The organism is Rhodococcus sp. 06-221-2 (assembly GCF_002258365.1).
GTDB lineage: Bacteria > Actinomycetota > Actinomycetes > Mycobacteriales > Mycobacteriaceae > Rhodococcoides > Rhodococcoides fascians.
Window position 1 is genome coordinate 1 of sequence record NZ_NOYJ01000024.1, and the last position, 24,472, is coordinate 24,472.

At 63.9% G+C, this 24,472-nt stretch carries 25 protein-coding genes and 1 rRNA gene; 17 read left to right on the forward strand and 9 right to left on the reverse strand.

Annotated features, from left to right (window positions below; all coding sequences use genetic code 11):
• Positions 1-97 (forward strand): 5S ribosomal RNA (gene rrf / locus CH281_RS11555); the annotation flags it as partial.
• 135 nt (positions 98-232) lie between these two features.
• Positions 233-835 (forward strand): DUF6188 family protein, encoded by a 603-nt coding sequence (locus CH281_RS11560; RefSeq protein WP_052053736.1) that lies wholly within the window; start codon positions 233-235, stop codon positions 833-835.
• Here CH281_RS11560 and CH281_RS11565 read toward each other — a convergent pair.
• Positions 814-1,563 carry a YqjF family protein gene (locus CH281_RS11565; protein WP_240935337.1) on the reverse strand — a complete coding sequence of 250 codons (750 nt, stop codon included), beginning with the start codon at positions 1,561-1,563 and terminating at the stop codon, positions 814-816. The two genes, CH281_RS11560 and CH281_RS11565, sit on opposite strands and share 22 nt — an antisense overlap.
• 24 nt (positions 1,564-1,587) lie before the next feature.
• Positions 1,588-2,256, reverse strand: coding sequence for an SIMPL domain-containing protein (locus CH281_RS11570; protein ID WP_094694186.1), 669 nt, complete (start codon positions 2,254-2,256; stop codon positions 1,588-1,590).
• A gap of 86 nt (positions 2,257-2,342) precedes the next feature.
• On the opposite strand from CH281_RS11570, the gene CH281_RS11575 reads away from it, so the two are divergent.
• Positions 2,343-3,335, forward strand: coding sequence for an isopenicillin N synthase family dioxygenase (locus CH281_RS11575; protein WP_094694412.1), 993 nt, complete (start codon positions 2,343-2,345; stop codon positions 3,333-3,335).
• Here CH281_RS11575 and CH281_RS11580 read toward each other — a convergent pair.
• A complete protein-coding gene (locus CH281_RS11580) occupies positions 3,329-3,757 on the reverse strand; it encodes a DoxX family protein (RefSeq protein WP_228139261.1) in 429 nt (142 codons plus the stop codon). The two genes, CH281_RS11575 and CH281_RS11580, sit on opposite strands and share 7 nt — an antisense overlap.
• 34 nt (positions 3,758-3,791) lie before the next feature.
• Here CH281_RS11580 and CH281_RS11585 point away from each other — a divergent pair, with 34 nt between their 5' ends.
• Positions 3,792-4,883: a DNA polymerase IV gene (locus tag CH281_RS11585; protein WP_094694414.1), complete on the forward strand. Its 1,092-nt coding sequence runs from the start codon at positions 3,792-3,794 to the stop codon at positions 4,881-4,883.
• A gap of 1 nt (position 4,884) precedes the next feature.
• On the opposite strand, the gene CH281_RS11590 is transcribed toward CH281_RS11585, so the two are convergent.
• Positions 4,885-5,577 carry a TerD family protein gene (locus CH281_RS11590; protein ID WP_032369113.1) on the reverse strand — a complete coding sequence of 231 codons (693 nt, stop codon included), beginning with the start codon at positions 5,575-5,577 and terminating at the stop codon, positions 4,885-4,887.
• A gap of 140 nt (positions 5,578-5,717) precedes the next feature.
• On the opposite strand from CH281_RS11590, the gene CH281_RS11595 reads away from it, so the two are divergent.
• A complete protein-coding gene (locus CH281_RS11595; RefSeq protein ID WP_032384771.1) occupies positions 5,718-7,196 on the forward strand; it encodes a carboxylesterase/lipase family protein in 1,479 nt (492 codons plus the stop codon).
• Between the two features lie 47 nt (positions 7,197-7,243).
• Here the strand turns inward: CH281_RS11595 and CH281_RS11600 are convergent, their stop codons facing one another.
• A complete protein-coding gene (locus tag CH281_RS11600; protein WP_094694188.1) occupies positions 7,244-8,995 on the reverse strand; it encodes a pyruvate dehydrogenase in 1,752 nt (583 codons plus the stop codon).
• 205 nt (positions 8,996-9,200) lie between these two features.
• Positions 9,201-10,313, reverse strand: a complete 1,113-nt coding sequence (locus tag CH281_RS11605; protein ID WP_032369058.1) for a YbfB/YjiJ family MFS transporter — start codon at positions 10,311-10,313, stop codon at positions 9,201-9,203.
• Between the two features lie 130 nt (positions 10,314-10,443).
• Between CH281_RS11605 and CH281_RS11610 the strand changes: the two genes are divergently transcribed.
• The 5 genes from CH281_RS11610 to CH281_RS11630 all read left to right on the forward strand — a co-directional run bounded on the left by CH281_RS11610 (position 10,444) and on the right by CH281_RS11630 (position 14,149).
• Positions 10,444-11,307, forward strand: a complete 864-nt coding sequence (locus CH281_RS11610; RefSeq protein WP_032369057.1) for a hypothetical protein — start codon at positions 10,444-10,446, stop codon at positions 11,305-11,307.
• A gap of 91 nt (positions 11,308-11,398) precedes the next feature.
• Positions 11,399-11,698 (forward strand): type VII secretion target, encoded by a 300-nt coding sequence (locus CH281_RS11615; protein WP_032388477.1) that lies wholly within the window; start codon positions 11,399-11,401, stop codon positions 11,696-11,698.
• Positions 11,695-12,678: a hypothetical protein gene (locus tag CH281_RS11620; protein ID WP_094694190.1), complete on the forward strand. Its 984-nt coding sequence runs from the start codon at positions 11,695-11,697 to the stop codon at positions 12,676-12,678. The genes CH281_RS11615 and CH281_RS11620 overlap by 4 nt, the downstream gene beginning before the upstream one ends.
• Complete coding sequence (locus CH281_RS11625; protein WP_032369054.1) at positions 12,675-13,622, forward strand: hypothetical protein; 948 nt, start codon at positions 12,675-12,677, stop codon at positions 13,620-13,622. Before CH281_RS11620 ends, CH281_RS11625 begins: the two co-directional genes overlap by 4 nt.
• A 17-nt stretch (positions 13,623-13,639) precedes the next feature.
• A complete protein-coding gene (locus CH281_RS11630; protein ID WP_094694193.1) occupies positions 13,640-14,149 on the forward strand; it encodes an LpqN/LpqT family lipoprotein in 510 nt (169 codons plus the stop codon).
• Here the strand turns inward: CH281_RS11630 and CH281_RS11635 are convergent.
• Entirely contained in the window at positions 14,146-15,513 is a 1,368-nt protein-coding gene (locus CH281_RS11635) for an MmgE/PrpD family protein (RefSeq protein ID WP_094694195.1), read from the reverse strand. The genes CH281_RS11630 and CH281_RS11635 overlap by 4 nt on opposite strands.
• 177 nt (positions 15,514-15,690) lie before the next feature.
• On the opposite strand from CH281_RS11635, the gene CH281_RS11640 reads away from it, so the two are divergent.
• Positions 15,691-16,503: a cyclase family protein gene (locus tag CH281_RS11640; RefSeq protein WP_027497869.1), complete on the forward strand. Its 813-nt coding sequence runs from the start codon at positions 15,691-15,693 to the stop codon at positions 16,501-16,503.
• Positions 16,500-17,918, forward strand: a complete 1,419-nt coding sequence (locus CH281_RS11645) for an MmgE/PrpD family protein (RefSeq protein WP_057474762.1) — start codon at positions 16,500-16,502, stop codon at positions 17,916-17,918. Before CH281_RS11640 ends, CH281_RS11645 begins: the two co-directional genes overlap by 4 nt.
• A gap of 51 nt (positions 17,919-17,969) precedes the next feature.
• Here the strand turns inward: CH281_RS11645 and CH281_RS11650 are convergent, their stop codons facing one another.
• Together CH281_RS11650 and CH281_RS11655 are read right to left on the reverse strand one after the other, a co-directional pair.
• On the reverse strand, positions 17,970-18,797 hold the full coding sequence (locus CH281_RS11650) for an HpcH/HpaI aldolase/citrate lyase family protein (protein WP_057474763.1): 828 nt from the start codon (positions 18,795-18,797) through the stop codon (positions 17,970-17,972).
• The gene (locus CH281_RS11655) at positions 18,794-19,582 is read right to left on the reverse strand and encodes an IclR family transcriptional regulator (RefSeq protein ID WP_032384779.1); all 789 of its coding nucleotides are present in this window, start codon (positions 19,580-19,582) and stop codon (positions 18,794-18,796) included. The genes CH281_RS11650 and CH281_RS11655 overlap by 4 nt, the downstream gene beginning before the upstream one ends.
• A gap of 211 nt (positions 19,583-19,793) precedes the next feature.
• Between CH281_RS11655 and CH281_RS11660 the strand changes: the two genes are divergently transcribed.
• Genes CH281_RS11660 through CH281_RS11680 form a run of 5 tightly spaced genes read left to right on the forward strand, consistent with a single transcriptional unit; the run spans position 19,794 to position 24,460 of the window.
• On the forward strand, positions 19,794-21,014 hold the full coding sequence (locus tag CH281_RS11660) for an ABC transporter substrate-binding protein (RefSeq protein ID WP_032369049.1): 1,221 nt from the start codon (positions 19,794-19,796) through the stop codon (positions 21,012-21,014).
• The gene (locus tag CH281_RS11665; protein WP_256983475.1) at positions 21,011-22,000 is read left to right on the forward strand and encodes a branched-chain amino acid ABC transporter permease; all 990 of its coding nucleotides are present in this window, start codon (positions 21,011-21,013) and stop codon (positions 21,998-22,000) included. The genes CH281_RS11660 and CH281_RS11665 overlap by 4 nt, the downstream gene beginning before the upstream one ends.
• Complete coding sequence (locus tag CH281_RS11670; RefSeq protein WP_094623270.1) at positions 21,997-23,040, forward strand: branched-chain amino acid ABC transporter permease; 1,044 nt, start codon at positions 21,997-21,999, stop codon at positions 23,038-23,040. The genes CH281_RS11665 and CH281_RS11670 overlap by 4 nt, the downstream gene beginning before the upstream one ends.
• Positions 23,037-23,759, forward strand: coding sequence for an ABC transporter ATP-binding protein (locus CH281_RS11675; RefSeq protein WP_027497863.1), 723 nt, complete (start codon positions 23,037-23,039; stop codon positions 23,757-23,759). The genes CH281_RS11670 and CH281_RS11675 overlap by 4 nt, the downstream gene beginning before the upstream one ends.
• A complete protein-coding gene (locus CH281_RS11680; RefSeq protein ID WP_032369048.1) occupies positions 23,756-24,460 on the forward strand; it encodes an ABC transporter ATP-binding protein in 705 nt (234 codons plus the stop codon). Before CH281_RS11675 ends, CH281_RS11680 begins: the two co-directional genes overlap by 4 nt.
• The last annotated feature ends 12 nt before the right edge of the window (positions 24,461-24,472 follow it).

Sequence of the window (24,472 nt, forward strand, 5' to 3'; positions counted from 1 at the left end):
GGAAACGCCCGGTCCCATTCCGAACCCGGAAGCTAAGCCCTCCAGCGCCGATGGTACTGCACTCGACAGGGTGTGGGAGAGTAGGACACCGCCGAACACAACATCCCAAAATGCCCCTGACCACCCGTGGTCAGGGGCATTTTGCATTCGAAACCACTACCCACACAGCACGATCGAAAGGACGCGTGCGCACTGTGTACCGCGCTGGATTCGTGTGGCACAGTCGTGTTCGATGAAACTTCCCGTCGACGGCCAGCGCGTCCACAAGGTTCTGCTCGATTTCGACCTGACCATCGAATTCGACGGCGGTGCCACTGTCGCGTTCAGTGAAGTCGTCGTAGATGATCTTGTGGTCGACGAAGACAATCAATTCGAGGGACTCAGGGCGTTCGCCGTGTTGCTCGGTCTAGTCTGCGATGATGCCGAGTTCGACGAGTCCGGTGTTCTCCGTCTGACTTTCGACGGACGGACGCGAGTTGTGGCCCATCCACGACCGGAGGTCGAGTCGTGGGAATTCTGTGCGGCCGACGGGTCGACCGTGCTGTGTGGTGCCGAGGGCACCGTCGAATCGTGGCCGGCACCGCCGCACCGAAGCGACGAAGTATCCACTCGGGAGGGTCTGCCCTCGATCGGTGCGACCGTCGTTCGTATATCTACCGGCGACGATGCCTCCGTAGAATTCTCCGACGGAACTTGCCTGAATTTCGATCTTCCGCTCGACGCGGGTTACTTGGTGCTTCGGGAGAGCGTTACTGCCAGTTCCGACGCGGGCGGGGACTGGGTCGTCGAGTTGTCGTCGGGGCACGTCATCTTCTACCGACCACGCACCACGTAGGGCTTGCCGAACTGAGTTGCGACCCCGTCCGAGTACAGCACCGAGTCGGGTGTTCGAGTACTGACCCCCGGAAGACCTGCAGCGGCAACCAATTGATCCGAGCAGTGGGTCAGTTCCGCGTCGACCAGGGCCCAATGTCGATGCACGTTCGGCACGTACAGCAGGCGTCCGCCCAGCGCGGTGTGCAGTCCCCACCGCGCGGTGAGGAAGACCGCCAGTGGGTCGTCGGACATGTCGCGTGTGCCCCGGACGATGCCGAAGTCCGTCGTCGCACCGCGTTTCGGCGGTGCCAGCCGTCGGCTTCGGTAGGAAATTGTTCGCTGGTCGTCGTCGATATCGATCGATGCCCACCGGTAGGGGATACGTGCGGCATTGGTGCCCACGACGACTGCGAGTCGGGTCGCCTCGAGGGAGCGAAAGACGACACCGCGTCGACCTTCTGCGTCGATCGAGTACAGCCGCACATTGATCTCGCCGAAGGTCCCGAAGTACGGCACCGGGTGCCGATATCCGAGACCGGCGCCGACCATGTGGAACCCGATGAGACCGACCCACGACGAACCGTCGAACTCGTCCGGTACGCACCCGTCCGGTAACAGCGGCGCGACGACCGAACTCGGTACTCGCCAATGCAGGAAGACGAGTCGTTCCCACCGCTGGTCCATCAGAATCGGACGAGGCAACAGCGGTGGCCGGGGCCAGAGGCGTCGGGCATCGTCGCGGTTCATGTATTCGAGGGTAGGCGCGCCACGTCAGGAGGCGGTGAATCTGGCGTGCACGCTGGCGGAGATTGTGATGTTCTCGGGCTTCAGGGCGAACGCGGCGGGCCCGGATTGTGCGGCAAGCATGCGGTGGGACGGCTCGGTGACGCCGCGTTCGGCAGACCCCGTCAGCAGTCCGGGATCGGCAACGGCCACGGCCGTCACATTCACCCTTCCCAGGCTCGACGCGTAGGCCTCTGCCTTCAACACAGCGTCCTGCACTGCACGTTCGCGGACCTCATGGGTGTGGGCTTTCCTGCTCGGTTCGGTGAGGTCCCAATCGAAGTGGTCGATCGAGACCCCGTCGAGAGCGGATGCCGCGTACACGAAGGCATCCACCAGGTCGAGTTGGCTGAACTTCACTTCGACGGACGCTTCGGCCTGGTAGACGTACGGAAGTTGTTCGCCGTCCTGATTGAACGGGCGGTGACGGGAACGCCGAACCTGATCGATGGTCCATCGATCGATCGGCCCGTGTTCACTGTTGTAGAGGGGTTCGATGAGGCGAGTGAGCTCACGTACGAGTTGCCCCGCCGGCTCCGACGCGGACTCGGCGCTGCGGCCGTCGGTACGCACCGTCAGGGACAACGTGCATTGTTCGGGTGGGTAGGTCACCTCGCCGTGACCGACGACGGTGATGTCGAGTGCTTCCGGGCTCATGGCGTCCAGTCTGGCATCCGGGCACGGGGATTCATCGAATCTCAACAGTGCTGGCCGACGCGTCAGGTGCGGAGGACAATCGGGTCATGCTCCCTGTTCTCGATCTCGAGTCGTCCGAACACGACCCACAGACCTTCCGACGGGCTCTGCGCGAGGCAGCCCACGACTCGGGGTTCTTCTACCTTGTCGGACACGGCATCGGCACCGACCGGATGGCCGACGTGTTGCGTTCGGCGCGGGCGTTCTTCGCGGTGCCCGACGCCGTCAAGGACGAGATCAGTCAACTGAAGAGCCCACACTTTCGCGGCTATTCGCGAGTGGGCGGCGAGCTGACCAACGGTCGGGTCGATTGGCGCGAGCAGATCGACATCGGTCCCGAGCGGCCGGCGATCGAGCATGCGCAGGGCTACTGGAATCTGCAAGGACCGAACCTGTGGCCGTCCGAACCCGAGGGCTTCCGCGAGACGTTCGAGCAGTGGGAGCAGTCGGTGTCGCAGATCGGACTCGCGCTGCTCCGACATTGGGCGGCCTCTCTCGGCGCGGACGAGCACGTGTTCGACGACGCGTTCGGCACCGCGCCGGCAACGTTGATGAAAGTCGTGCGCTACCCGGGGACGCCGGATCACTCACAGGGTGTGGGTGCGCACAAGGATTCTGGGGTGTTGACGCTGCTCCTGGTCGAACCCGACTCGGCCGGTTTGCAGGTGGAGACGACCGCGGATACCTGGGTCGATGTGCCGCCGCTGGAGGGCGCATTCATCGTCAACATCGGTGAGCTGTTGGAAGTGGCGACGGGCGGCTACCTCCGCGCGACGCGGCATCGGGTGATCGCCCCCGGGCCGGGTAGCGACCGGGTATCGGTGCCGTACTTCCTCAGTCCCGCACTCGATGCCATCGTACCGATCATCACGCTGCCACCGGAATTGGCACAGCACTCACGTGGCGTCGAGGACGATCCCGCCAACCCCATCTACGACACCTACGGGGCGAATGCCTGGAAATCCCGGACGCGCGCACATCCCGACGTGGCGCTGTTACACCACGGCATCGTTCCCGCCGGGCACAGCTCCGCTCAGTGACGCTGGCTGCGACCCTCATTCGAGGCGCGCCACTGTGCCCAGGCACCGGTGCACCACAGCGCCCACACGATCAGAAGAGGTTGGAACAGCAGTCGGATGCCGCGTGCGGCATCGGAGTCGAGACCGAACGCGTCGGTGTGCGTGACGAATTGAGAGATGTTTCCCGGGAAGACGGCGACGAAGAAGGCGGCCACCACCCATCCCACGAGCGCTGAGCGAGCAGTCCAGAACAGGAGCGCAAGACCGAGAACGATCTCGACGACGCCCGAAGCCAGGACGACGAAGTCGGTGTCGACGGGCATCCATGTCGGTACCTGGGCCGCGAAGGTACTGCGTGCCCAGAACAGATGGCTCAGACCGGCGAAGACGAGAAATGCTCCCAGCACGATCCGGCCGATGGTCCGAGATATCGATTTCGTCATTGCGCCATGAGACACCACGGGCACACTGGTGACCATGACCGGGACCACCACGACCGAGCATGCGTCGACCGATGCCACTCGGCGGCGCTGGGTACTGCACGTCGATCTCGACCAATTCATCGCAGCGGTCGAGGTGCTGAGGAACCCCGACCTCGTGGGCAAAGCCGTCGTGGTCGGCGGCAGGGGAGATCCGACCGAGCGTGGGGTGGTGTCGACGGCGTCCTACGAGGCGCGGGCGAAGGGCGTCGGATCCGGAATGCCGCTGCGGATCGCAGCGAAGAAGATTCCCGACGCCGTCTTTCTTCCCGTCGACAAGCCGGCATACGACGAGGCGTCGGCGACGGTGATGGACACGCTGCGTTCCCTCGGGGTGGTGGTGGAGGTGATCGGCTGGGACGAGGCCTTTCTGGGCGTCGAGACCGACGATCCGAGGACATTCGCCAGGACCGTGCACGACGCGGTGTTCGATGCGACCGGGCTGCATTGCTCGGTCGGGATCGGGGACAACAAGCTTCGAGCGAAGATCGCCACCGACTTCGACAAGCCTCAGGGTATCTACCAACTCACCCAGGACAATTGGTACGAGGTGATGGGAGAGCGCGGCACCGATGCGCTGTGGGGAATCGGCAAGAAGATCTCCACCCGGCTTGCTGCACTCGGTATCACCACCGTCCGTGAATTGGCCGATGCGGACCACGCAGACCTCGCCGCGGCGTTCGGGCCGAAGATCGGGCCGTGGCTCGGTACGAAGGGGCGGGGGATCGAGCTGTCTCCGGTGACGTCCGAACCGTGGGTCGCGCGATCTCATAGTCGGGAAGTCACGTTCCAGACCAACGTCGCCGACTGGACCGTGATCAGGGACGAGGTCGCGAATTTGACGTCGAAGGTGCTCGCAGACATCGAAAGCGAGAATCGGCCTGCGGTCCGCGCGGCATTGAAGATCCGGTATGCCCCGTTCGAGACGCATACCGTCAGCGCCCCGATCGCGGGCCCGCCAACCTTCGATGCAGCGACTCTCACGTCGGCCGCGGTGGCCCTGGTGGATCGGCTCGACCACAGCCGAGAGGTTCGCTTGATCGGTGTGCGACTGGAAATGGTTCCGCCGCAACCGAAACCAGCGTCCTAGTTCACTTTCGGCCGGCAGCCCACTTCATTCCCCAGCCGTACTTCTTGTCGAGATCGGCTTGGCTGCCCTGGATGTACTCCACCTCGCGCGTCACGGTGATCCCGGCGGACGTGTTCTGCAGCAACGCGATCGAGCAGATCCGTGCCGAGTTCTCGGCCGAGTCCAGGCGAACCTCCACCTGTGGACCGCTGGTGGGGTACAGGGTCACCACGCCGTCGACCGCAGCCCAGTTGGGCGCGCCGTCGTAGATCATCGCGAAGATCAGAATGCGCGTGAACTTGTCGGGGTCGGCGAGATTGATGTGCATGTTCTCCCCGCCGCTGACCGAACCCGAGCGGTCGTCGCCGTCGAGCGCGATGAACGGCGGCTGCTGCAACGAACCGAAGCTGTTTCCCAGTGCCTGAACGACGCCCTTGGAACCGTCGCGCAGCTCGTAGAGGCAGCCGAGGTCGAGGTCCACCCCTCCGGTGCCGTACGACGCGGCGGCCAGCTTCGCCAGAAAGCCTTTCTTCTTCGGTTGCGCGGCAGGTGCGCCGCTCGACCAGTTGAGATTCACCCGCATCGACCCCTGCTTCTCACCGGACTTGGTCAAACTGATGGTGGGCGACGCCTTGGACAGCGTCACCTTGCTCAGATTCACCGACGCGGCGGGCTGGGCGGGCTGAGAGGGCTTGCGGGTGTAGTCGATGGCCATCGTGGAGCCTTCCGAAACGGTCGAGTTCCGGATCGCGATGTCCGGTTTGGGCGGTCCGTCGAGAATAACCGCAACCGGGGTCGACGACGTGGGCCGGGAGTGCACTATGGAGTTCTCACGTTCGAAACCGAAAGGAACCGATGAACCCGGTCGTAGAGGTCGCGCAAGGGAAACTCAGTGGTCGCACAGTTGCGGGGGTGAGCGCCTTCAAGGGAATCCCGTACGCGGCACCGCCCTTCGGTGCACACCGCTTCCAGGCACCACAGCAACCCGAGTCGTGGGAGGGCGTCCGGCAGGCCACCGAATTCGGCCCGACGGCTCCCAAGCCCGGATTTCCCAGCCCGATCGACCAGATTCTGTCCGAGGTGGCGATCGACGGAGACGATTGCCTGAACTTGAATGTCTGGACGCCCGACGTCGAGGCTGCGGGGTTGCCGGTACTGGTATGGATTCACGGTGGGTCGTTCACCAACGGCAGCGGCGCGGTACCCACGTACGACGGCACCGCCTTCGCCCGCGACGGAATCGTGTGCGTCACCATCAACTACCGATTGGGCGTCGACGGATTCCTGGCGATCGACGGAGCGCCCGCCAACCGCGGTCTGCTGGATCAGGTTGCGGCGCTCGAATGGGTGGCCGCCAACATTGCGGCGTTCGGCGGCGACCCCGCCCAGGTGACGGTTGCGGGGGAGTCGGCGGGCGCGATGAGTGTGGGCACGCTGCTGTCGATGCCTCGCGCGAAGGGGCTGTTCCGCCGCGCCATCCTGCAGAGCGGCGGCGGGCACCATGTGCTGACGGAGGAGACCGCGAAGAAGGTCACCGCGGCGTTGGCGTCGGACCTCGGTGTGGAACCCACCGTCGACGGTTTCGGTTCGGTGCCGGTGGTGGACTTGACGGCCGCGCAGACCGCGCTGTCGAATCGTATTGCCAAGCAACCCGATCCGCGTCTGTGGGGCGAGCTGGTCCTCAATGTCATGGCGTACGAGCCGCACATCGACGGGGACGTGGTGCCGGCCCGGCCGATCGATGCGATCGCCGCCGGCTCCACCGCAGACGTCGAGATCATGGTCGGATCCAACTCCGACGAACATGCGCTGTTCTTCGTACCCAGCGGGGTGTTCCGGCACATCGACGAGAATCTGCTGCGAATGGCCATGGCGGGCATGGGCGCCGACGCGGACCGGGTGCTCGAGCTCTACCGCGCCGACACACCCGACGCCACCGCAGGTGAGGTCATGATGGCCGCGATGACCGACTGGTTCTTCCGAATTCCTGTCATCCGTATCGCCGAGGCTCGTTCGGGTTCCGCGACGTATATGTACGAATTCGCTTGGCCGTCACCGTCGTACGAGGGCAAGCTGGGTGCCTGCCATGCAATCGAGATCCCGTTCGTCTTCGACAACCTCGCCGAGGGCACCGGTGGGTTGCTCCTCGGGCCGAACCCTCCGCAGAAACTCGCCGACCGGACTCACCGCGCCTGGGTGGACTTCGTCACGGCAGGCGATCCGGGCTGGGCCCCGTACGGGTCGGAGCGAACAGTGATGACGTTCGACGAGGAGTCGGCTTCGGTGCAGGATCCTCGTGCGGCGCAGCGGGAGCTGTGGGACGAGATCCGGTAGACGACAGCACCGGTGGTACATGCCGTACCACCGGTGCTGGGTCTCGATCAGGGACGCGGAACGTTGCGCAGGTTCGACTTCGCCATCCGAACTGCTTCTCCTACACCGCCGTTGAGAACCACCTTGCTCATCGCGAGCGCGAAGCCCTTGAGCTGCTCGCCGGTGAGGGTCGGCGGCACCGACAGTGCCAGCGGATCGGTGATCAGTTGCACCAGGGCGGGCCCGTCCGTGGCGAACGCGGTTTCGAGTGCGCCGCGAATATCACCCGGCTGGTCGACGCGCTGCGCGTGAATGCCCGCAGCCTTGGCGATTCCGGTGTAGTCGACCTGTGGCACGTCTACACCGAAGTCGGGGAGTCCGTCGACGAGCATCTCGGCCTTGACCATGCCCAGGGTCGAGTTGTCGAACATGACGATCTTCACCGGCAACTTGTACATCGCCACGGTGAGGAGTTCGGAGAGCATCATCGAGAATCCACCGTCACCCGAGATGGAGACGACCTGACGGCCCGGGTGCGCGAACTGCGCCCCGATGGCGTGCGGTAGCGCGTTGGCCATCGAGCCGTGCAGCATCGATGCGACGAAAGCTCTTCTGCCGGTGGGGTTGATGTATCGGGCGGTCCACACGTTGCACATACCGGTATCGGTGGTGAACACGGCATCGTCGTCGGCCAGATCGTCGAGCACGGACGCGGCGAACTCGGGATGGATCGGCACGAGCTTCTCGGCATTGCGGGTGTACGCGCCGACTGTCTTGCCCATCAGATCGTTGTGCTTGTCCAACCACTTCTCTGCGTAGCGGCGATCGGTCTTGCGAGTGACCGACGGAGCCAACGCGTTCAGAGTTGCACGCACGTCTCCGTGGATGGGGTACTTCACCGAGGTACGGCGACCCAACTTGGTCGGATCGATGTCGATCTGCGCGGTCGCGACATCCTCGGGAAGAAACTGTTGGTACGGAAAGTCGGTGCCGAGCAGGATCAACAGATCCGCGTCATGGATACCGGCGTGCGCAGCTCCGTAGCCGAGCAGGCCGGTCATGCCGACGTCGTACGGGTTGTCGTACTGAATGAACTCCTTGCCGCGCAACGAATGTCCGACGGGAGCGCCGATGGTGTCGGCGAATGCCACGACCTCGTCGTGGGCACCCTTGACGCCGTAGCCGGCGAAGATCGCGACCTTCTCGGCATTGTTGATGGCGTCGGCCAGCTGTTGGATGTCGGCGGCGGGCGGAGTGACGACGGGAGTCGACGGAATGGCGATGGGATCCATTGCGCCGGCAGCGGACAGCTCGGCGATGTCACCGGGGAGCGTCACCACCGATACTCCGCCGCCGGTGATCGCTGCGTTGATCGCAGCGCGGAATACGCGCGGTGCTTGCTCGGCAGTGGAGACGAACTCGTTGTACAGCGAGCATTCGACGAACAGGCGATCGGGATGCGTCTCCTGGAAGTACCCCGACCCGATCTCGCTGCTGGGAATGTGGGATGCGATCGCGAGAACCGGTGCGCCGGAACGGTGTGCGTCGAACAGCCCGTTGATCAGATGCAGGTTACCCGGGCCGCAGGAGCCGGCGCAGACGGCGAGGGTGCCGGTGGTCTGCGCGTCCGCCGATGCCGCGAACGCCGCGGCTTCCTCGTGGCGAACATGGATCCAGTCGATGCCGCCCTTGGCCGACCCTCCGGTCCGACGCACCGCGTCGACCACCGGGTTGAGACTGTCGCCGACGATTCCGTAGATGCGCCGAACTCCGGCGTCGACGAGTCCGCGAACGAGTTGATCGGCCACTGTGGTGGACATAGTTTTTCTCCTCGGATGTAGTGGCGCGCCTCGGGGTCGATGTGCCCTGTGCGCATTCTCGACGCCTTCCCGGTGCCGAGGGTGTACGAAACATCCTGGGTAGGTACGCGTGAACCGTCAAGAGCGAAGGCCCTGGTCACAGCGGACGCGATCTTCGTCACGTGGGCTTTTTCCCGTCAGCACCCAACCGAATGTGGGGGTGGCCTTACGCCGACATCCGCAGTATCCGCACAGAAGCCACGGTTCCGAGCACCAGCACTCCGGTCGCGATGGCGAAGGCGATCGCGTACGAATCGCCGATTGCGGGCGCAACCACCAATGGCCCCACCACTTGTCCGACGCCGTAGACGGCAGTCAGTGTCGCCGCGGTACGGCCGATGGGAAGTGTGTGCGCTGTGCTCATCGTCAGCATCGTGATGCCCATGAACGTTCCCCCGAACAACAACGCTGAACATACGGCGGCAAGGGTGTTCCCGGTCAGTGCGGGAAGCACTGCGGCCACGGTCTGCAATGCGAACGCTGCTACCAGAGCTTTGCGCAGGCTGGTTCGGCGTGCCACCCCTTGCCACAGCACTGTCGCCGGTACCGCGGCGAATCCGACGACGATCCACACCACCGGACCCACCGACGTGCTGCTGTGGCTACCGACCGCCGCAACGAGGAATGTGCCGACGATGATGTACCCGAGGCCCTCGAGGAAGTACGCGACGAGCAATGTCCGCCACACCGCGCGGGTTCCAGCGTTCACCTCGCCCGCCTCGGACCGCCCTGCAGGCTCGGGGTGTACCCGAAGCGTCCACGCCGGGGCGACGAGCACCGCAGTCAGTATCGCCGAGCACAACCACAGCGCCTCCCACGACAGATGTGGTCCGGCGAGCAACGTCAGAATGCCCGACGCTGCAATACCTGCACCGACGCCGCCGAACGCGATTCCTGGTGACGCACCGTCGGCTCTGTGCTTGGTGACGGTGCTCGCGCAGGCGATGAACACCGCGGCACTCGCCAGGCCGGCCAGGAACCGCAGCGCCGAAAACGTTGCGGTGGAATGCACTGCAGCCATCGCCAATTCGCTTGCGATGAGCACGAGCGTCCACAGCCTGAACGACGTCGTCGTATTGATCGACGGGCGCACCGACAACACGATCGCGCCGACGAGGTAGCCGGCATAGTTCGCGGTTGCGATGACGGCACCGCTGCTCGGGGTCACCTCCGCCGCGTCGACCATGATCGGTAGCAGCGGCGTGAACACGAATCGCCCGACGCCCATCGCGGCCGCGAGTCCGGCCGCGGCAGCGAACGATAATCGACGGCCGTTCATTGCGATCGCCCTCCTAAGTCGTTAGCCGCGCCAACGGTACGCGTTGGATCCCCGTCTCATCGAACCGAGCAGCAGGGAACCGATCGCACCACCGGTGCGTCCAATACCTGATACCGACTGTGGGGGACGCATGAGTGAGACGAAGTACACCGACGCAGAACGACCTATCTGGGTCCCGTACTGGCCGAACACGTTGGGCCGCCTGTGGCAGGCCGTCATCGCGATTGTCGCGGTGGTAGCCATTGCGATCTATCGCGGACGGCTCGAGGTGCAAGGAAGCGACAATGGGCACACGATCGGATCGATCGCTCTACTTGCCCTCATGGCTTGCGTTTGGATCGGCATCAACGACAACGTGATTCGATGGGGAATCCCCGTCCGATTCGTTCGGCGCGTCGAGGACCACGCGCTCGGTAGCGGCGTCTGCATTCCGCCTCGGACCGCCAAGCTCTGGTCGATCACGGTCGCGTCCATTTTGGTGTCAGGAATGGGGGTCGCCCTGTCGAAGAGTGACGCGTTCGGCGCGGCCGGTATGCCGATTGCTGGAATTGCCATCGTTGTACTGGTGGCGACGCTCGGCTTCCGCAGCAGCGTCGAACTGCGCTTGTTCGCGGACGGATTTGTCAGACGCAGACGGTCGTGCATGTTCTTCTTTCCGCGCACTCACGACATCCTCGTGCGCTGGGACGATGTGGAGCACTACGAGGCCTCGACGTACCGAACGTCAGAGAAGCGGGGGAGTGGGTTCACCGAGCCCGTACTGTACGTCCGAGCGACTGGGCTCGATATCGAGCGTCCCCGCGACCGGCTGGATCAACCGGACCGGATGGCGATTCGCATCCATTTGCTCGCAGCCGAGCCGAATGCCGTTCTGGCATTGATGAAGTGGTGCACCGACGGCCCGGTCAACCGGATTCGCATGACCGGCTACGACTCACCCGACCTGCTGGTGCCACCACCGCTTCGTGAGCGACTGGAACTGTCGCGGTCCTAGGTTCGGCACGGAACCGATAACGGGCTCGCTGCGTCAAACCCGATGACGCCGATTCACCGGGCGTCGATACGGTGCGACTCGGGGGAGCGTCATGACAGTGAATGTGGATCCAGTGATCCTGCGGCAGTTCTCGAATGTGCTGTCGGGAACGGGGGAGGTGATCGCCGAGTTGGACACCCTCGCCCCGTTCCGAGCATCCGAGAATGCGCTGCAGGGTACCGACTTTCGCGCAGCGTGTGCGGCAGCGTCCGCAGCGGCTGCGGGAGCTGTTGCCGCTCTGGCAGGCCGAGCCGAATGCGTTGCGGACATCGCCCGTGGTGTCGCGCAGAACTACGAGATCACCGACGACGACCTTGCCCGCCGCCTCGCTGCGATGGACCAGCCGAAATGACCCCGACCGTGCCGCACGTCGCCGGCTGGGAGCCGCAGTCGATGCGCAAGACGATGATCGAACTGGCCGAGATAGTCGAACGCGTCAACGGCCAACGAACCGGGGTCTTGGAAGAGCAGGACACACTGGCCGAGACGTGGACCGGCGAGGCGGCACGCGCCGCAGCCGATCGCGTGGTGGCCGAATGCTCCCGGATGAGCTCCGTCTGCAGTGAAATCGACTCGCTCGGAGCCGCATTCGAAGGTGCGGCCGACATCGTCGAGGCCGCCCAAGCGCACGTGCAGGCTCAGGTGTCCGCGGCTACGACGAGCGGGTTCGCGGTACGGGCCGACGGTGTGGTGAATCCCGAAGGGATGATCGCGCTGATTCCCGACAGCCTGGGTGACGAGAAGACGCGTCGAGCCGACGAACTGCGTTCTGCAGCAAATCAATTGACCGAGGACATCCAGAGTGCTCTGCGCCAGGCCGAGAGTGTCGCTCTCGACGCTGCGCAGCAGCTGGCCGAGCCCACCGAGGTGCTGACGGCGCTCGCCCTCGACAATCCCACTGGACAGTTCGTCGAGAACCCGGACGGGTCGTTCTCCTGGATGCCGGACTGGCCGTCGACCATTGCGGCGTCGGTCGTCGGAGGCATGGCCGCCGTGACAAGGCGGGCGCTGGAATTGCCCGGTGTCGAATCCGTCGACGACGTTGCCAAGAACATCGGACGCGGGCTCGGGGTCTTCGGAGTCGTTGCCGGTGCGATTCCCGGAATTGCGGGAAAAATCGACGAGGGAGTGAACCCGGCTGAGGCCGTGATCGTCGAGGCAACCCCGATAGTCGCGGGAGCAATTACGACCTGGGCGTTCGGAGCCGTGGGTGGCATGGCGGGTTCCATTTTTCCGGGGCCCGGCACGGTGGCCGGCGCTGCTGCCGGGATCGCACTGGGCCAAGTCGTCAGCTACGGCGTGGAGAAGTTGTTCGAGGCGGCAGGAAAATGAGCGAGATCAGAGACGATCGCACGCCCCAGACCGAGGACGTGCTGCGTAAGAGCCTGGTAGCGCAGAAGTATCCATTGTGGGTGCGGACGTGGCGCAGTGTTCACCTGGGTTGGCTGGTAGCTCTCGGGGTTTCGTCTGCAGTCCTTGCCGCGACGATCGTGGCTCCGGTTCTCCTGTTCGGGACGCTTTCCGGGGAGACCGTTCTCCTCGTGTCGCCGCTGGTGCTCGCGGTGCTGATACCGCTCACAGCGGCCGTGGTGTTGTCCGGCATCGGTTCTGCGCGGCTGTCGCTGTTCGTGCGACCGGTGACTGTCGCCGGAGTCGGCCGAGGCGTGGCAGTGCCAGGGCGGGGGACTGTGTTGTATCGCAGCGGAATACTCGCATTCGCGTTGGTGTCCGGCCTGTCCTACATCCACTGGGGAGGAGACGCACGGGTAAGTACAACGCGTCACGACCTGAGCGTCGTAGTCATGTCGCACTTCGGCGCTCCGATATGTCTGCTGTTTTTCGCACTGAGTGTGCTCGTCGTCAACCGGACCCGAATTTCACTGCATCCCGATGGCCTCGTGGAGGAGATCTATCGGCGCCGCGGATGGAAGGCCACCACTGCAATCACGGTTGTCCCGTGGGACGGGATCGTCGAGCTGCAGCCGCAGACGCATCCGAATCCTGCGGTGTCGTATTCACATTGGTACCCCACCATCCGAGTCGTGTATCGCGACCCTGCCGGTGGAACGGATCAGGTGCTGGTCCTGATGGCGTGCGAGAAGAAGGTAGAGCCCAACGCGCTGCTGTCCGTACTGCAGTGGTGTCGGGACAATCCCTGGGGCCGTGCGCAGCTTGCCCATGACGACGCGCGAGAGCTACTGCGCCCGCCTCGATTCCTCGATCGCATCGAAGCAGACCGAGCGGCGTCGATGTCGGGTCGACGGGACGTCCAGTGACAACTCGGGAACAATCGATGCAGAGCGTTCTGCAACAGCAGGGTGTCGAGCTCGTGCCCGTACATCTCGACGAATGCGCAAGGTTCGGTCTGGAGCTCCCTGCGCTGCCGGGGTGGGATCTCGTTCCTGCGCATCTGTTTCCGCACGCCACCGCGGTGCTGTGTTCTCCGGCAGATGCGGTCGACGGGTTCGTTCCCAACGCGGCAGTCTTGACCGGAAAGTTGACGCGGTCACTCGATCCGCAGACCCTGCTGGCTTGTGGGTTCGGCGACTCCCGGGCACTTCCGGAATGGATCGACGTCAGCTACGACCGTGACCCGTTCTGCGGTCTACCGTCCGTTTCGGTTGCGGGTCGATACGAGTGGGACGGTCGGACGTTGTTCGCTCGGACTAGGTATGTCGTGGTCCACCACATCGTCGATCAGTACCTCGTCCAATTGACGGTCACCTTGCCGGAACGGGTCAGGTCTCGATTGGCTTGGGCAGCAGACGAATTCGTGGACGAGGTTCGTATCGGGAGAAACTAGGTCGTAGGCAGCCTGCGCAGTTCCTCAGCAACGTCATCCGTCGTGCAGATGGATTCGACGATGCCTTCGAGCTCTGCTGCATCCCCTTCTCCCACCAGGCGGGCAATTTTGGCTCTGATCCCGCCGTAATTCATCGGGAAGTGGTCGACATCTCCGACGGGATTCGGGGTCGAGGCAGACATGGCAGTTCCATCTCGGAATTCGATCGTCACCTCGGCAGCCCGGCGCTCGGGTAGAAGCTCATCGAACTCGCCGGCCGAGGAGATATCGACCCGGGCGCTGAATTGTTGCGCGCGAGAGAAAGTGGGACCATCCGGATCGAGCGCGTCGACGTCGATCGCGTCGGACAAGAACGCAGCAGCGACGACGAACGGTAGCGAGAACATCGCGCCGAGGCGAGTGCTCGGATTGCGTTGGAACAGCGGCTCCGCCAGTGAATGTGTACGCACGACGACCCTTGCGATGTCGTCGGCTGACCAGTCGGCATGGCTGCGCAGACTCTGCACGGTGTCGATGGCGGCATGTGTGTAGGAGCAACTCGCATGCTGCTTGGAATAACCTTCGAGAGTCAGCCATCGCTCACCGAGATTCTCGGTGAGCTTCGCCAGATCCAGCGTGCCGATGATCGAGCCCAGTGAATGCTCGATCGCACCGGTGTTGCCCACCACACCCGCACTGGCCAGTCGTGCGGCGTTCGTACCGGCCCGCGCCGCACCGCCGATCCAGAGGTTGCGTGCAAAGTTACCGTCGAGCACCACAGCCCACGGCGCGACCTGTACCAACGCCGCGGACGAATCGATCGCTGCAGCAATGGCATCGCGGTCGCATCCGTGAACGACGGCGGCCGCAGTCGCCGCACCGGTCGCACCCCAATGCCCGTGGGTGTGCCATGCACTGTTCCGCGTCAGCGCATAGCCGAACCTGGCCGCCACTTCGTATCCGGCGACAACGGCGGTGAGGAAGGTGGGACCGGAGATCAGCTGGGGTGCACGTCGCGCTGCTGCAATCGCTGCAGGCACCACGTGCGCGGCGGGGTGTCCAGCGGCGTACTTGTTGCCTTCGTCGAGTTCGAGGCAGCACGAGGCAATAGCGTCGAGTTCGGCAGCCGATTCGACCGTGGTGCCGTGGGGTCCGCCGAGCGGGTGCGTCGAGCCGGGCTCGGCGTTCCAGTGGGCGCGTAATCGTGTCATCTCTGTGGTGCGCGCCCCGGCGAGTGTCACGCCCAGCAGGTCCAACAGAACGAGCCGTGCGCGCTCGACGAGGTTGTCCGGCAGGGGCCGGCCGCGAAGTATGTCGACTGCTTGGGCGAGCCGCGCGACGGAGGCGACGTGTTCCGTTGAGCGAAACGACAATGAACCGTCCATCGGTGAAGGTTAGAAGCAGATGGCTCTGATCGTCAATGACACAACTGATATTGCCTGGACTGTTACTCTGACTACATCGCTTAGCCGTGAACTGGGTCGCTCCACAATGTTCCGCTTGGCGAAACGAATGCATTGCTGACGTGATCGGCGCGCTCAGCGAGTAGAAGGAGACAATCAATGTCCGATCAACTCCTCGATGCCGTCCAGCAGGGCGTGCACACGGTGGATCTCGGGAGACAATTGCGAGTGGGAATGCCGCAGTCGCCCAATCACCCGCAGTTCTGGCACACGCTGCCGCGCAGACACGGGGACATGACACGGTCGGACGGCGGTAGTGCAGCCAACGACATGATCACGACGGGTACCCACGTCGGAACCCACATCGACGCGCTTGCGCACGTGAGTCACAACGGGAAACTGCACGGCGGTGCCGACGCGGGCCAGTCCTGCCTCGGTGGAAAGTACGTGGAGCACGGCGTGCACACCATCGCACCGATGATCCGGCGCGGTGTACTGCTGGACATCCCCAGGCTTCTCGGTGTCGGTCGCTGCGACGGAGGTTACGAGATCACGGTCGACGATCTCGAATCTGCCTGCGCTGCACAGTCGGTCGAGATCGGTACCGGCGACGTAGTGCTGATTCGCAGCGGCTGGGGTCAGCTCTTCGACGAAGGCCTGCCCTACGTCGGAGGCCCTTCCGGCGTGCCGGGGGTCAGCGAAGCCGGGGCTCAGTGGCTCGCTGCCCTGCAGGTGCACGCGGCTGGTGCCGACACCATCGCGTTCGAACGACTCGCCCCCGGCGGAGGTCACGCTCTCCTGCCCGCACACCGAGTGCTGTTGGTGGAGAGCGGAATCTACATCATCGAAGCGTTGGACCTCGAAGAATTGTCGCGTCAGGAGATCTTCGAGTTCACGTTCCTGCTGGTGCCGCTGAACATCTTCGGTGCAACCGGCTCGCCGGTTCGCCCTCTGGCGGTGACGTCCGCATGAGTGAACTCACCCTCGCGCAGCAGGTGGCGCGGTTCGCTGTGAACACGCGATACGAGGATCTGCCGGAAGATGTGGTGGCCTCGGTCGGTATGCGCGTTCTCGATACCCTCGGAATCGCGGTCGCGGCCACGGACCTCGATACCAGCCGCGCCGCCATCGCATGGGCGTGCGAACAGGGTGGCACTGCGACGGCGACAGCCATCGGAGTCGACGTCGCGCTACCGCCCATGCTCGCCGCATTCGTCAACGGGGTGCTCGCGCACTCCTTGGACTTCGACGACACACATCTGCCCTCTATCCTGCATCCGAGCGCCAGCGTGGTTCCCGCTGCCTTGGCTGCCGCCCAGGAACACGGTGCCGACGGCCGCGCCCTGGTGCGCGGCATCGCAATCGGCCTCGAGGTCTGCGTTCGGCTCGGCATGGCAGGTTTTGACCCGGACGCCAAGAACTCGGTGTTCTTCGAGCACGGCCAACACGCAACCTCCATTTGCGGCGCGATGGGTGGTGCCGTAGCGGCTGCCGTCATCGGGGGTGCCTCCGAGACCGGGATCGTCGACACCATGGGCATTGCGGCGTCGATGGCATCGGGCATCATCGAGGCCAACCGCACCGGCGGAACCGTCAAGCGCATGCACTGCGGGTGGGCCGCGCATTCCGCACTGTCGGCCGCGGGACTGTCCAGGCACGGGATCACCGGCCCGCCGACGGTCCTCGAAGGCCGGTTCGGGTTCTTCCAAGCCTGGTTGCACGAACCGGGCCGGGCAAACGAAATAGTCGCCGGCCTCGGTACCGAGTGGGCGGTTCCGGGCATATTCTTCAAGCCGTATCCGGCCAACCACTTCACCCATGCCGCCATCGACGCAGGGGCTGCGCTCCGCAAGCGCGGAATCGTGTTGGAGGACATCGGCACATTGGAGCTGGGCGTCCCGGCCGCAAACCTGCGCACGATCGGTGAACCGATCGAGGTCAAGCGCACTCCTGCAACCGGTTATATGGCTCAGTTCAGCGGCCCGTACGCCGTGGTCGTCGGACTGCTGGGCGGTGGGGGACTCGGTGCCGCTCTCGAGGACTACTCCGACGAGTTGGCCAACGATCCGCAGCGGCGGGAGTTGATGGCAAAGATCTCGGTGGTGCCGGATTCGCGGTGCGACGCCATTTTCCCCCATCAGTTTCCGGCGGTCCTGACGGCCACGATGATCGACGGTTCCGTACTCGTCGAAGAAGTCCTGACGACTCGCGGTGGTCCGGAAAGACCACTGTCGTTCGAGGAGGTGTCGGCCAAGTTCACCAGCAACGCGCAACAGTTCCTGAGCGAGACCGAGCTCGGTGCGTTGGCCGGTCGTTGCCATGCACTCGGCGACTTGTCGAACATCACCGAACTGCTTGCGCCCCTGACGGTATCGAAGAACCAGTAGAGGCGCTGCACCGCCCAGTTCTCGGCTGGGCGGTGCAGTAGTTTCGATCGATTACGCGCGAGCCAGGACTTCCCGAGCTCCACGAACCACGGCTTCGTCGACGAATCGGCCGGAGTCGTCGACTGTCGGTCCTCCGTGCGCTGCCTCGTACAGCTCGAGCAACCTCCGAGCGGCGTGCACATCTTCGTCGGTGGGTGTGAGTGCGGAGTTGATGATGGGCACCTGGCTGGGGTGCAGTGCTGTTCGGGCTCGAAAGCCCATCTCGACAAACCGTGCGGTAGTGGTCTCGAAGCCGGCGAGGTCTCGGAAGTCCGTCGAGGTGGGCGCGATCGGGGCTGCGATACCAGCTGCAGCGCAGTCGATCACGATGCTCGTGCGGATTCCGTCGATCACCGTCGCCGTGTTCTCGGAGCGGGTGATGCGCAGGTCTGCCAAGAGGTCGACCTCGCCTATCCCGAACGTGCGAATTCGGTTGCAGCGGGCCATCTCCGGCAAGGCACGCAGTGCGTGGGCGGTTTCGACGAGACCGATCAATTCGACATCGGGGAGCCCTCTCTCGGAGAGAATTCGGTCGGCATGGGTGAGCGAATCCACCGAACATTTTGCAACCATGATGCCGGTGATCCCCACCCTGCCTACCGCGTCGAGATCCTCGTCGAGGAATTCAGGGGTGACGCGAACCCACACTTCGGTGGCTGTCGGCTCTGTGATGTCGAGCCACTGCGCGACGTCGTGGCGCGCTCGTTCCTTGTACGGCAACGGAACTGCGTCTTCGAGGTCGATGATGACGGCGTCGGCCGCGCCTCGTACTGCCTTGTCGAACAGCTCGGGCTTGACCGCAGGAACGTAGAGAAACGACCGGGCGGAGGACAGTGTCATCGGCTTGTACGAGCTTCCAGGATCTGGGTGATCGATGTCGCGGCGGCGACCACCTGGCGGGCATGAATCATGTGTTCGTCGTCAGCAGAGGACGAGTAGCGGAAGGCCGGACCGGACGAACTGACAGAGCCGAGTACATGTGCGGCCCCGTCGAAGAACGGTGCCGCAATGGAGGCAGCTCCGGTGTTCCGCTCGTTCGTGGAGGTAGCGTACCCATTGGTTCGGATGTCCTGAAGTCCTGCGTGGAAGCGACTTTCGTCGGCATCGGGGGAGTGTGCCCGCAGCTCTTGGAAGGCTTCCACCGCAAAGCGTTCGGGCAGGAAGGCCAATATCGCGCGGCTCGATGCTCCTGAGTGCAAGGCGTACTGGGGCCCGATCTCGACCACCATCTTCACCTCTTGCGGGCTCTCGTACTGGTCGAGGTACACGCGTCGATGTCCGACGAGGACCGACAGAGTTGCGGTCTCACGGGTTTGAGCGCGCAGGGAACGCAGGACCGGGGCAGCGACGGACCTGACGTCCAGCTGGCTCCACGCCTTGGTTCCGAGGCCGATAGCCGCAGGACCGAGGGCGTATGTCGACTCTCCCACGACCGGCTGCACGATCGAGCGTGACGCCAGCGATTGCAGGATTCGGTGAACGACAGCTTTGCTCAGTTCGAGTCTGCGCGCGATCTCCGAAACCCCCAGGGCCCGATCGGATTGTGCGAAAGCAATGAGCACATCGGCGACGCGATCTGCCGACTCCGTGCCCGTCGATGTTTCCAGTACCGGCTTGCTGACCATATGTGTCACCTTTCGGATGTGCCTGCGTTCCGCTGGGCGAACCATACCCGTAACAAGAATTTGACGAAAGGTCCTGTTCTGAGCGCGTGATGCATGACATACTCGGTTCCAGCGAGAAAAGTCATCAATCTGATGGTGCGCTCAGCGGAACGATCGAGTTCCGCCCTCTTGTTCGACTCGGCGCCGGTGGGTGCGGAAGGCAGACACAACAATGAAGAAGCTCGTAGGTGTGCTGACAGCGGTTGCGGTCGTGGGTGCGGCAGCGTGTGGATCCTCATCGGGTTCGGACGATTCGGGGCCGATCAAGATCGGCTCGGTGCACCCCACCACCGGTGCGCTCGCCGGTGTGGGTGGTCTGATGAACGACGGTGCAGCGCTGGCAGTTTCCGACATCAATGCGGCAGGCGGCATCGCAGCCCTCGACGGGCGGTCACTCGAACTGGTGTCCGGTGACAGCCAGGGCAAGGCCGAAGTCGGCCAGAGCGAGGCACAACGCTTGATCGACGACGGTGCCGTGTCCCTCGTCGGTACGTACCAGAGCGACGTGACGCAGAACGTCGCGTCGGTCGCCGAACGGTCTCGTGTGCCCCTGGTCATCGACGTCGCGGTGGACGACAAGATTCTCGAACAGGGTTACCAGTATTCGTTCCGTATGCAGCCGAATGCCTCGAGCATGGGCACCGACGGTGCCAAGGCGCTCGCCGCGATCGAGGAGCAGACCGGCCAGGCCATCGACAGAGTGTCGTATCTGCACATCGAAGGCTCGTTCGGCGACAGCGTCTTCGACGCCTTCGAGGCCGAAGCCGCAAATCAGGGAATCTCCTCCGTGCAGGAAATCACCTATCCGGCAACGAACTTCTCGGACGCGACCACCCAGGTTCGGGAGGCAGCCGTGTCCAATCCCGATGTCATCGTCGCCACCGGTTACTACCCGGACGGTTTGTTGATCGCTCGCGCGGTCGAGCAGTTGAACCTGAACGTCAAGGGCGTGTACGGAATTGCCAACGGCGCGTTCGACGACAGCTCCTTCCCGAGCGATGCCGGTGCTGCCGGCGCAGGCGTTCTCAGTGCCAATTACCACTTCGATGCCACCAGCGACCGCGTCACCGACATCCGTGCACGCTTCGAGGCTCAGTACGGGCGACCCATGGAAACGGCAGCGATGTTGTCCTACCAGGCAGTCGAGGTCATCGCGGCAGGCCTGGAAGGCGGCGCTTCGACCGACCCCGAGGATCTGCGGGACGCGATTGCGGGCGTCTCGATCGAGGATCCGTTGCTCGCCTTCAGTGGGCCGATCGAGTTCGACGAAACCGGTGAGAACAAGAACGCGACCGTCATCGTCACCCAGGTACGCGACGGTGCGATCGCCCAGGTCTTCCCCGAAGAATTCGCAACGGACGCAATCGAGTTCCCGGTAGGGGCGGGACGATGACGTCCACGGCCGCAACCGTCGACAAGGCGGGAAAGCGCGGACTCTCGGGTCTCGGCCCCGGTGCTCCCGTGCTGGCCGCAATCGTCGTCGTCATGGCGGTCATCTATTTCGTCGGTGGTAAGGACCAGGGACTGGTCACCCAGGCGGTCGTCTCCGGTCTGCTGCTCGGCGGCGTCTACGCACTGATCTCGGTCGGGTTGACGCTCATCTTCGGTGTTCTCGGCATCGTCAACTTCGCCCAGGGAGCGATGCTGACGATGGCCATGTACATCGTCTACGCCTTGTCCACGGCAGGCCTTCCGGTCTACGTCGCGACACTCGTGGCGGTTCCGCTGATGTTCGTCTTCGGCATGATCGTGCAGGCGACGTTGCTGACCAAGCTGACGATCAGCGGGAGCCACGACGGCCCGCTGCTGGTCACTCTCGGTCTGTCGCTGTTGATCATCAACGTGCTGTTGATGATCTTCGGCGGACGTCCACAGTCGGTGCAGGCACCGATCGACGGTTCGCTGAACGTGCTCGGGGCCGTCGCATCATGGCCACGTGTGGTGGCGTTCATCGGTGCTGCGCTCGTCGCCGTGGCGTTGACCGCCGTGTTGAAGCGGACGCCGCTCGGCTTGTCGATCAGGGCAGTTGCGTCGAACTCGGAGGGGGCCAAGCTCGTCGGCGTCGACATCGGCCGGGTCTACGCTCTCACCTTCGGAATCGGCGCGGCCTGCGTGGCTGTGGCCGGCGGATTGATGACGCCGTTCACCAGCCTCACACCGTCGGTCGGCGAGCAGTTCACGATTCTGGCGTTCGTCATCGTCGTTCTCGGCGGACTCGGCAGCGTCGTCGGTGCCGTGGTCGGCGGGCTGATCATCGGGCTCGTCCAGACGGTCGGCGCGCTCTACCTACCCGGAACGGGGTCGCTGATCCTCGTGTTCGCGGTGTTCGTCCTCGTCCTGTTTCTCAAGCCCGAAGGATTGTACGGAGCTCGCCGATGACAACGACCGGTACCGCACCCACCCCGGTGCAGGACGATTCACGACTGAAGGACACGTGGCTTCGTCGCCAACTGATCACGCTGGCAATAGGATTCGTCGTCGTCGCGGCATTGCCGTTGATGCTGGGCGAGCAGGCGCAGACCGTGGCCGTCCGCACGTTGATCTTCGCGATCATGGCAGTGGCCTGGAACATCATGAGCGGCTTCGGCGGCATGTTCAGCTTCGGCCACGCTGCGTTCTTCGGCATCGGCGCGTACACCGGTGCGTTCCTGCTCGTCGAACACGATGTGTCGCCGTGGATCTCGATGATCGTGGCCGCGTGTATCGCCGCTGTGGTGGGCACACTGATCGCCTATCTGTGCCTGCGTTACCGGCTTGCCGGTTCGTACTTCGCGCTGGCCACGTTCGCCTTCGCTCAGATGTTCCTGCTGTTGGTACAGAACCTCGAGGTCTTCAACAAGACCGAGGGCTTCAATGTGCCGATCCTGCCTCGTGATTCGTGGTGGATGCTGCAATTCGAGAAGGGCAGCGCCAACTACCTCTGGATCCCGTTGGTGATACTTGCTCTCGCAGTTCTCGGCACCATCTTCTACACGCGTTCTCGCGCAGGCCAGTTCGTCCAGGCCACCCGCGACGACGAGACAGCCGCAGCATCGCTCGGTATCGATACCATGAAATATCGGCTCATTGCCGTGGCCGCGAGCTGCGCACTGACCGCCGTCGCCGGCGTCTATTACACGCAGTACTACTTCTTCGTCGGACCCGAGCAAGCCTTCGGCTCGGCCGTATCCGTCGAAGCTATCGTGCCGGCCGTCATCGGCGGAATCGGAACCATCTGGGGCCCGGTGATCGGTGCAGCCGTCATCGGGCCGCTGTCCGAGTTGATCAACCAGTTGCTCAGAAATCCGCCGCAATTCCTCGAATTCCTGCAAGGAACAATCGGTTTGGACGTCGCCGCCTATTCGGTGATCCTCATTCTGATCGTGATCTTCCTGCCCAAGGGAATCTTCGGGACGATCCGTGAGAGGTGGAACCGATGAGCCTGTTGAGCATCGAGAACCTGAGCAAGTCCTTCTCGGGAATCCACGCGGTACGCGAGGTCAGCCTCGACGTGCCCGAGCACGAATTCCTCGGCATCATCGGCCCCAACGGGGCAGGTAAGACGACCCTGTTCTCCCTGCTGTCGGGTGAGCAGCCCCCGACAGCAGGCCGAGTGATCTTCGACGGAACGGATATCACCGGATGGCCGGCGAGCAAGATCGCGCGGGCTGGTCTGGTGCGTACGTTCCAGTTGATGCGCCCCTTCGAGTCGATGTCGGTACTCGAAAACGTCACCATTGCCGCACTGTCGAAGCGCAAGTCACGCAAAGATGCTCGACGCCACGCGCTCGAGGTGCTCGACCGGGTCCAACTGTCGGATCAGGTCGGCGGCAAGGTCTCGACCATGTCCACGGCGGGGTTGAAGCGACTCGAACTCGCGCGGGCTCTCGCGATGGAGCCGCGGGTCGTCCTCCTCGACGAAGTACTGGCAGGGCTCGTCCCCGCCGAGCGCGCACCCATGATCGAGCTGTTGCGCAGCGTGCATCAGCAAGGCCAGACGGTGATGTTCGTGGAGCACATCATGGCAGCGGTGATGGCGTTGTCCGAGCGTTTGGTCGTCATGCACGAGGGCGCCGTGTTGACCTCGGGCGACCCGCGCACTGTCGTCGCCGACGAACGAGTCGTCGAGGCCTACCTCGGTGAGGAGAAGACCGCATGATGCTCGAAATCGACGACCTCCACGCCGGCTACCGCAGGCTGGAGATTCTGCACGGACTGACGCTGGGGGTCGACAAGAACGAGATCGTCTCGCTCATCGGTGCCAACGGTGCGGGTAAGACGACGACGCTACGTGCGTTGTCCGGCCTCGTCACCACGTCAGGTGGCCGAATCATGTTGGACGGAAACCCCATTCACGGCATGCGTGCCGACCGAATCGTCAAGGCTGGCCTGGTCCACGTGGCGCAGGACCGCGCGCTGTTCGGTAGCCTCTCCGTAGCAGAGAACCTCGAGATGGGTGCCTACTCGCAGAAGCACGGAACCGTACGCTCGTCGTTGGATTCGGTCTTCGAGTTGTTCCCCATCCTCGCCGAACGCCGGGAACAACGCGCCGACACCATGTCCGGTGGGCAACAACAGATGTTGGCCATCGGACGAGCCATGATGGCCCGTCCCCGGGTGCTGACGCTGGACGAACCGTCCGTCGGACTGGCACCGAAACTCGCCGCGGAGGTTCTCGACGCTATCGTGCGCATCCGCGACTCCGGCGTGACGGTGCTGATAGTCGAACAGAACGCCGCGCAGGCACTGGCGATCTCCGATCGCGCCTACGTAATCGAGAGCGGCTCGATCGTGTTGACCGGCAGCGGTTCCGAACTGGCACACGACGAACGCGTCAAAGCGGCGTACCTCGGCATTTAGGAGCCCCACGCA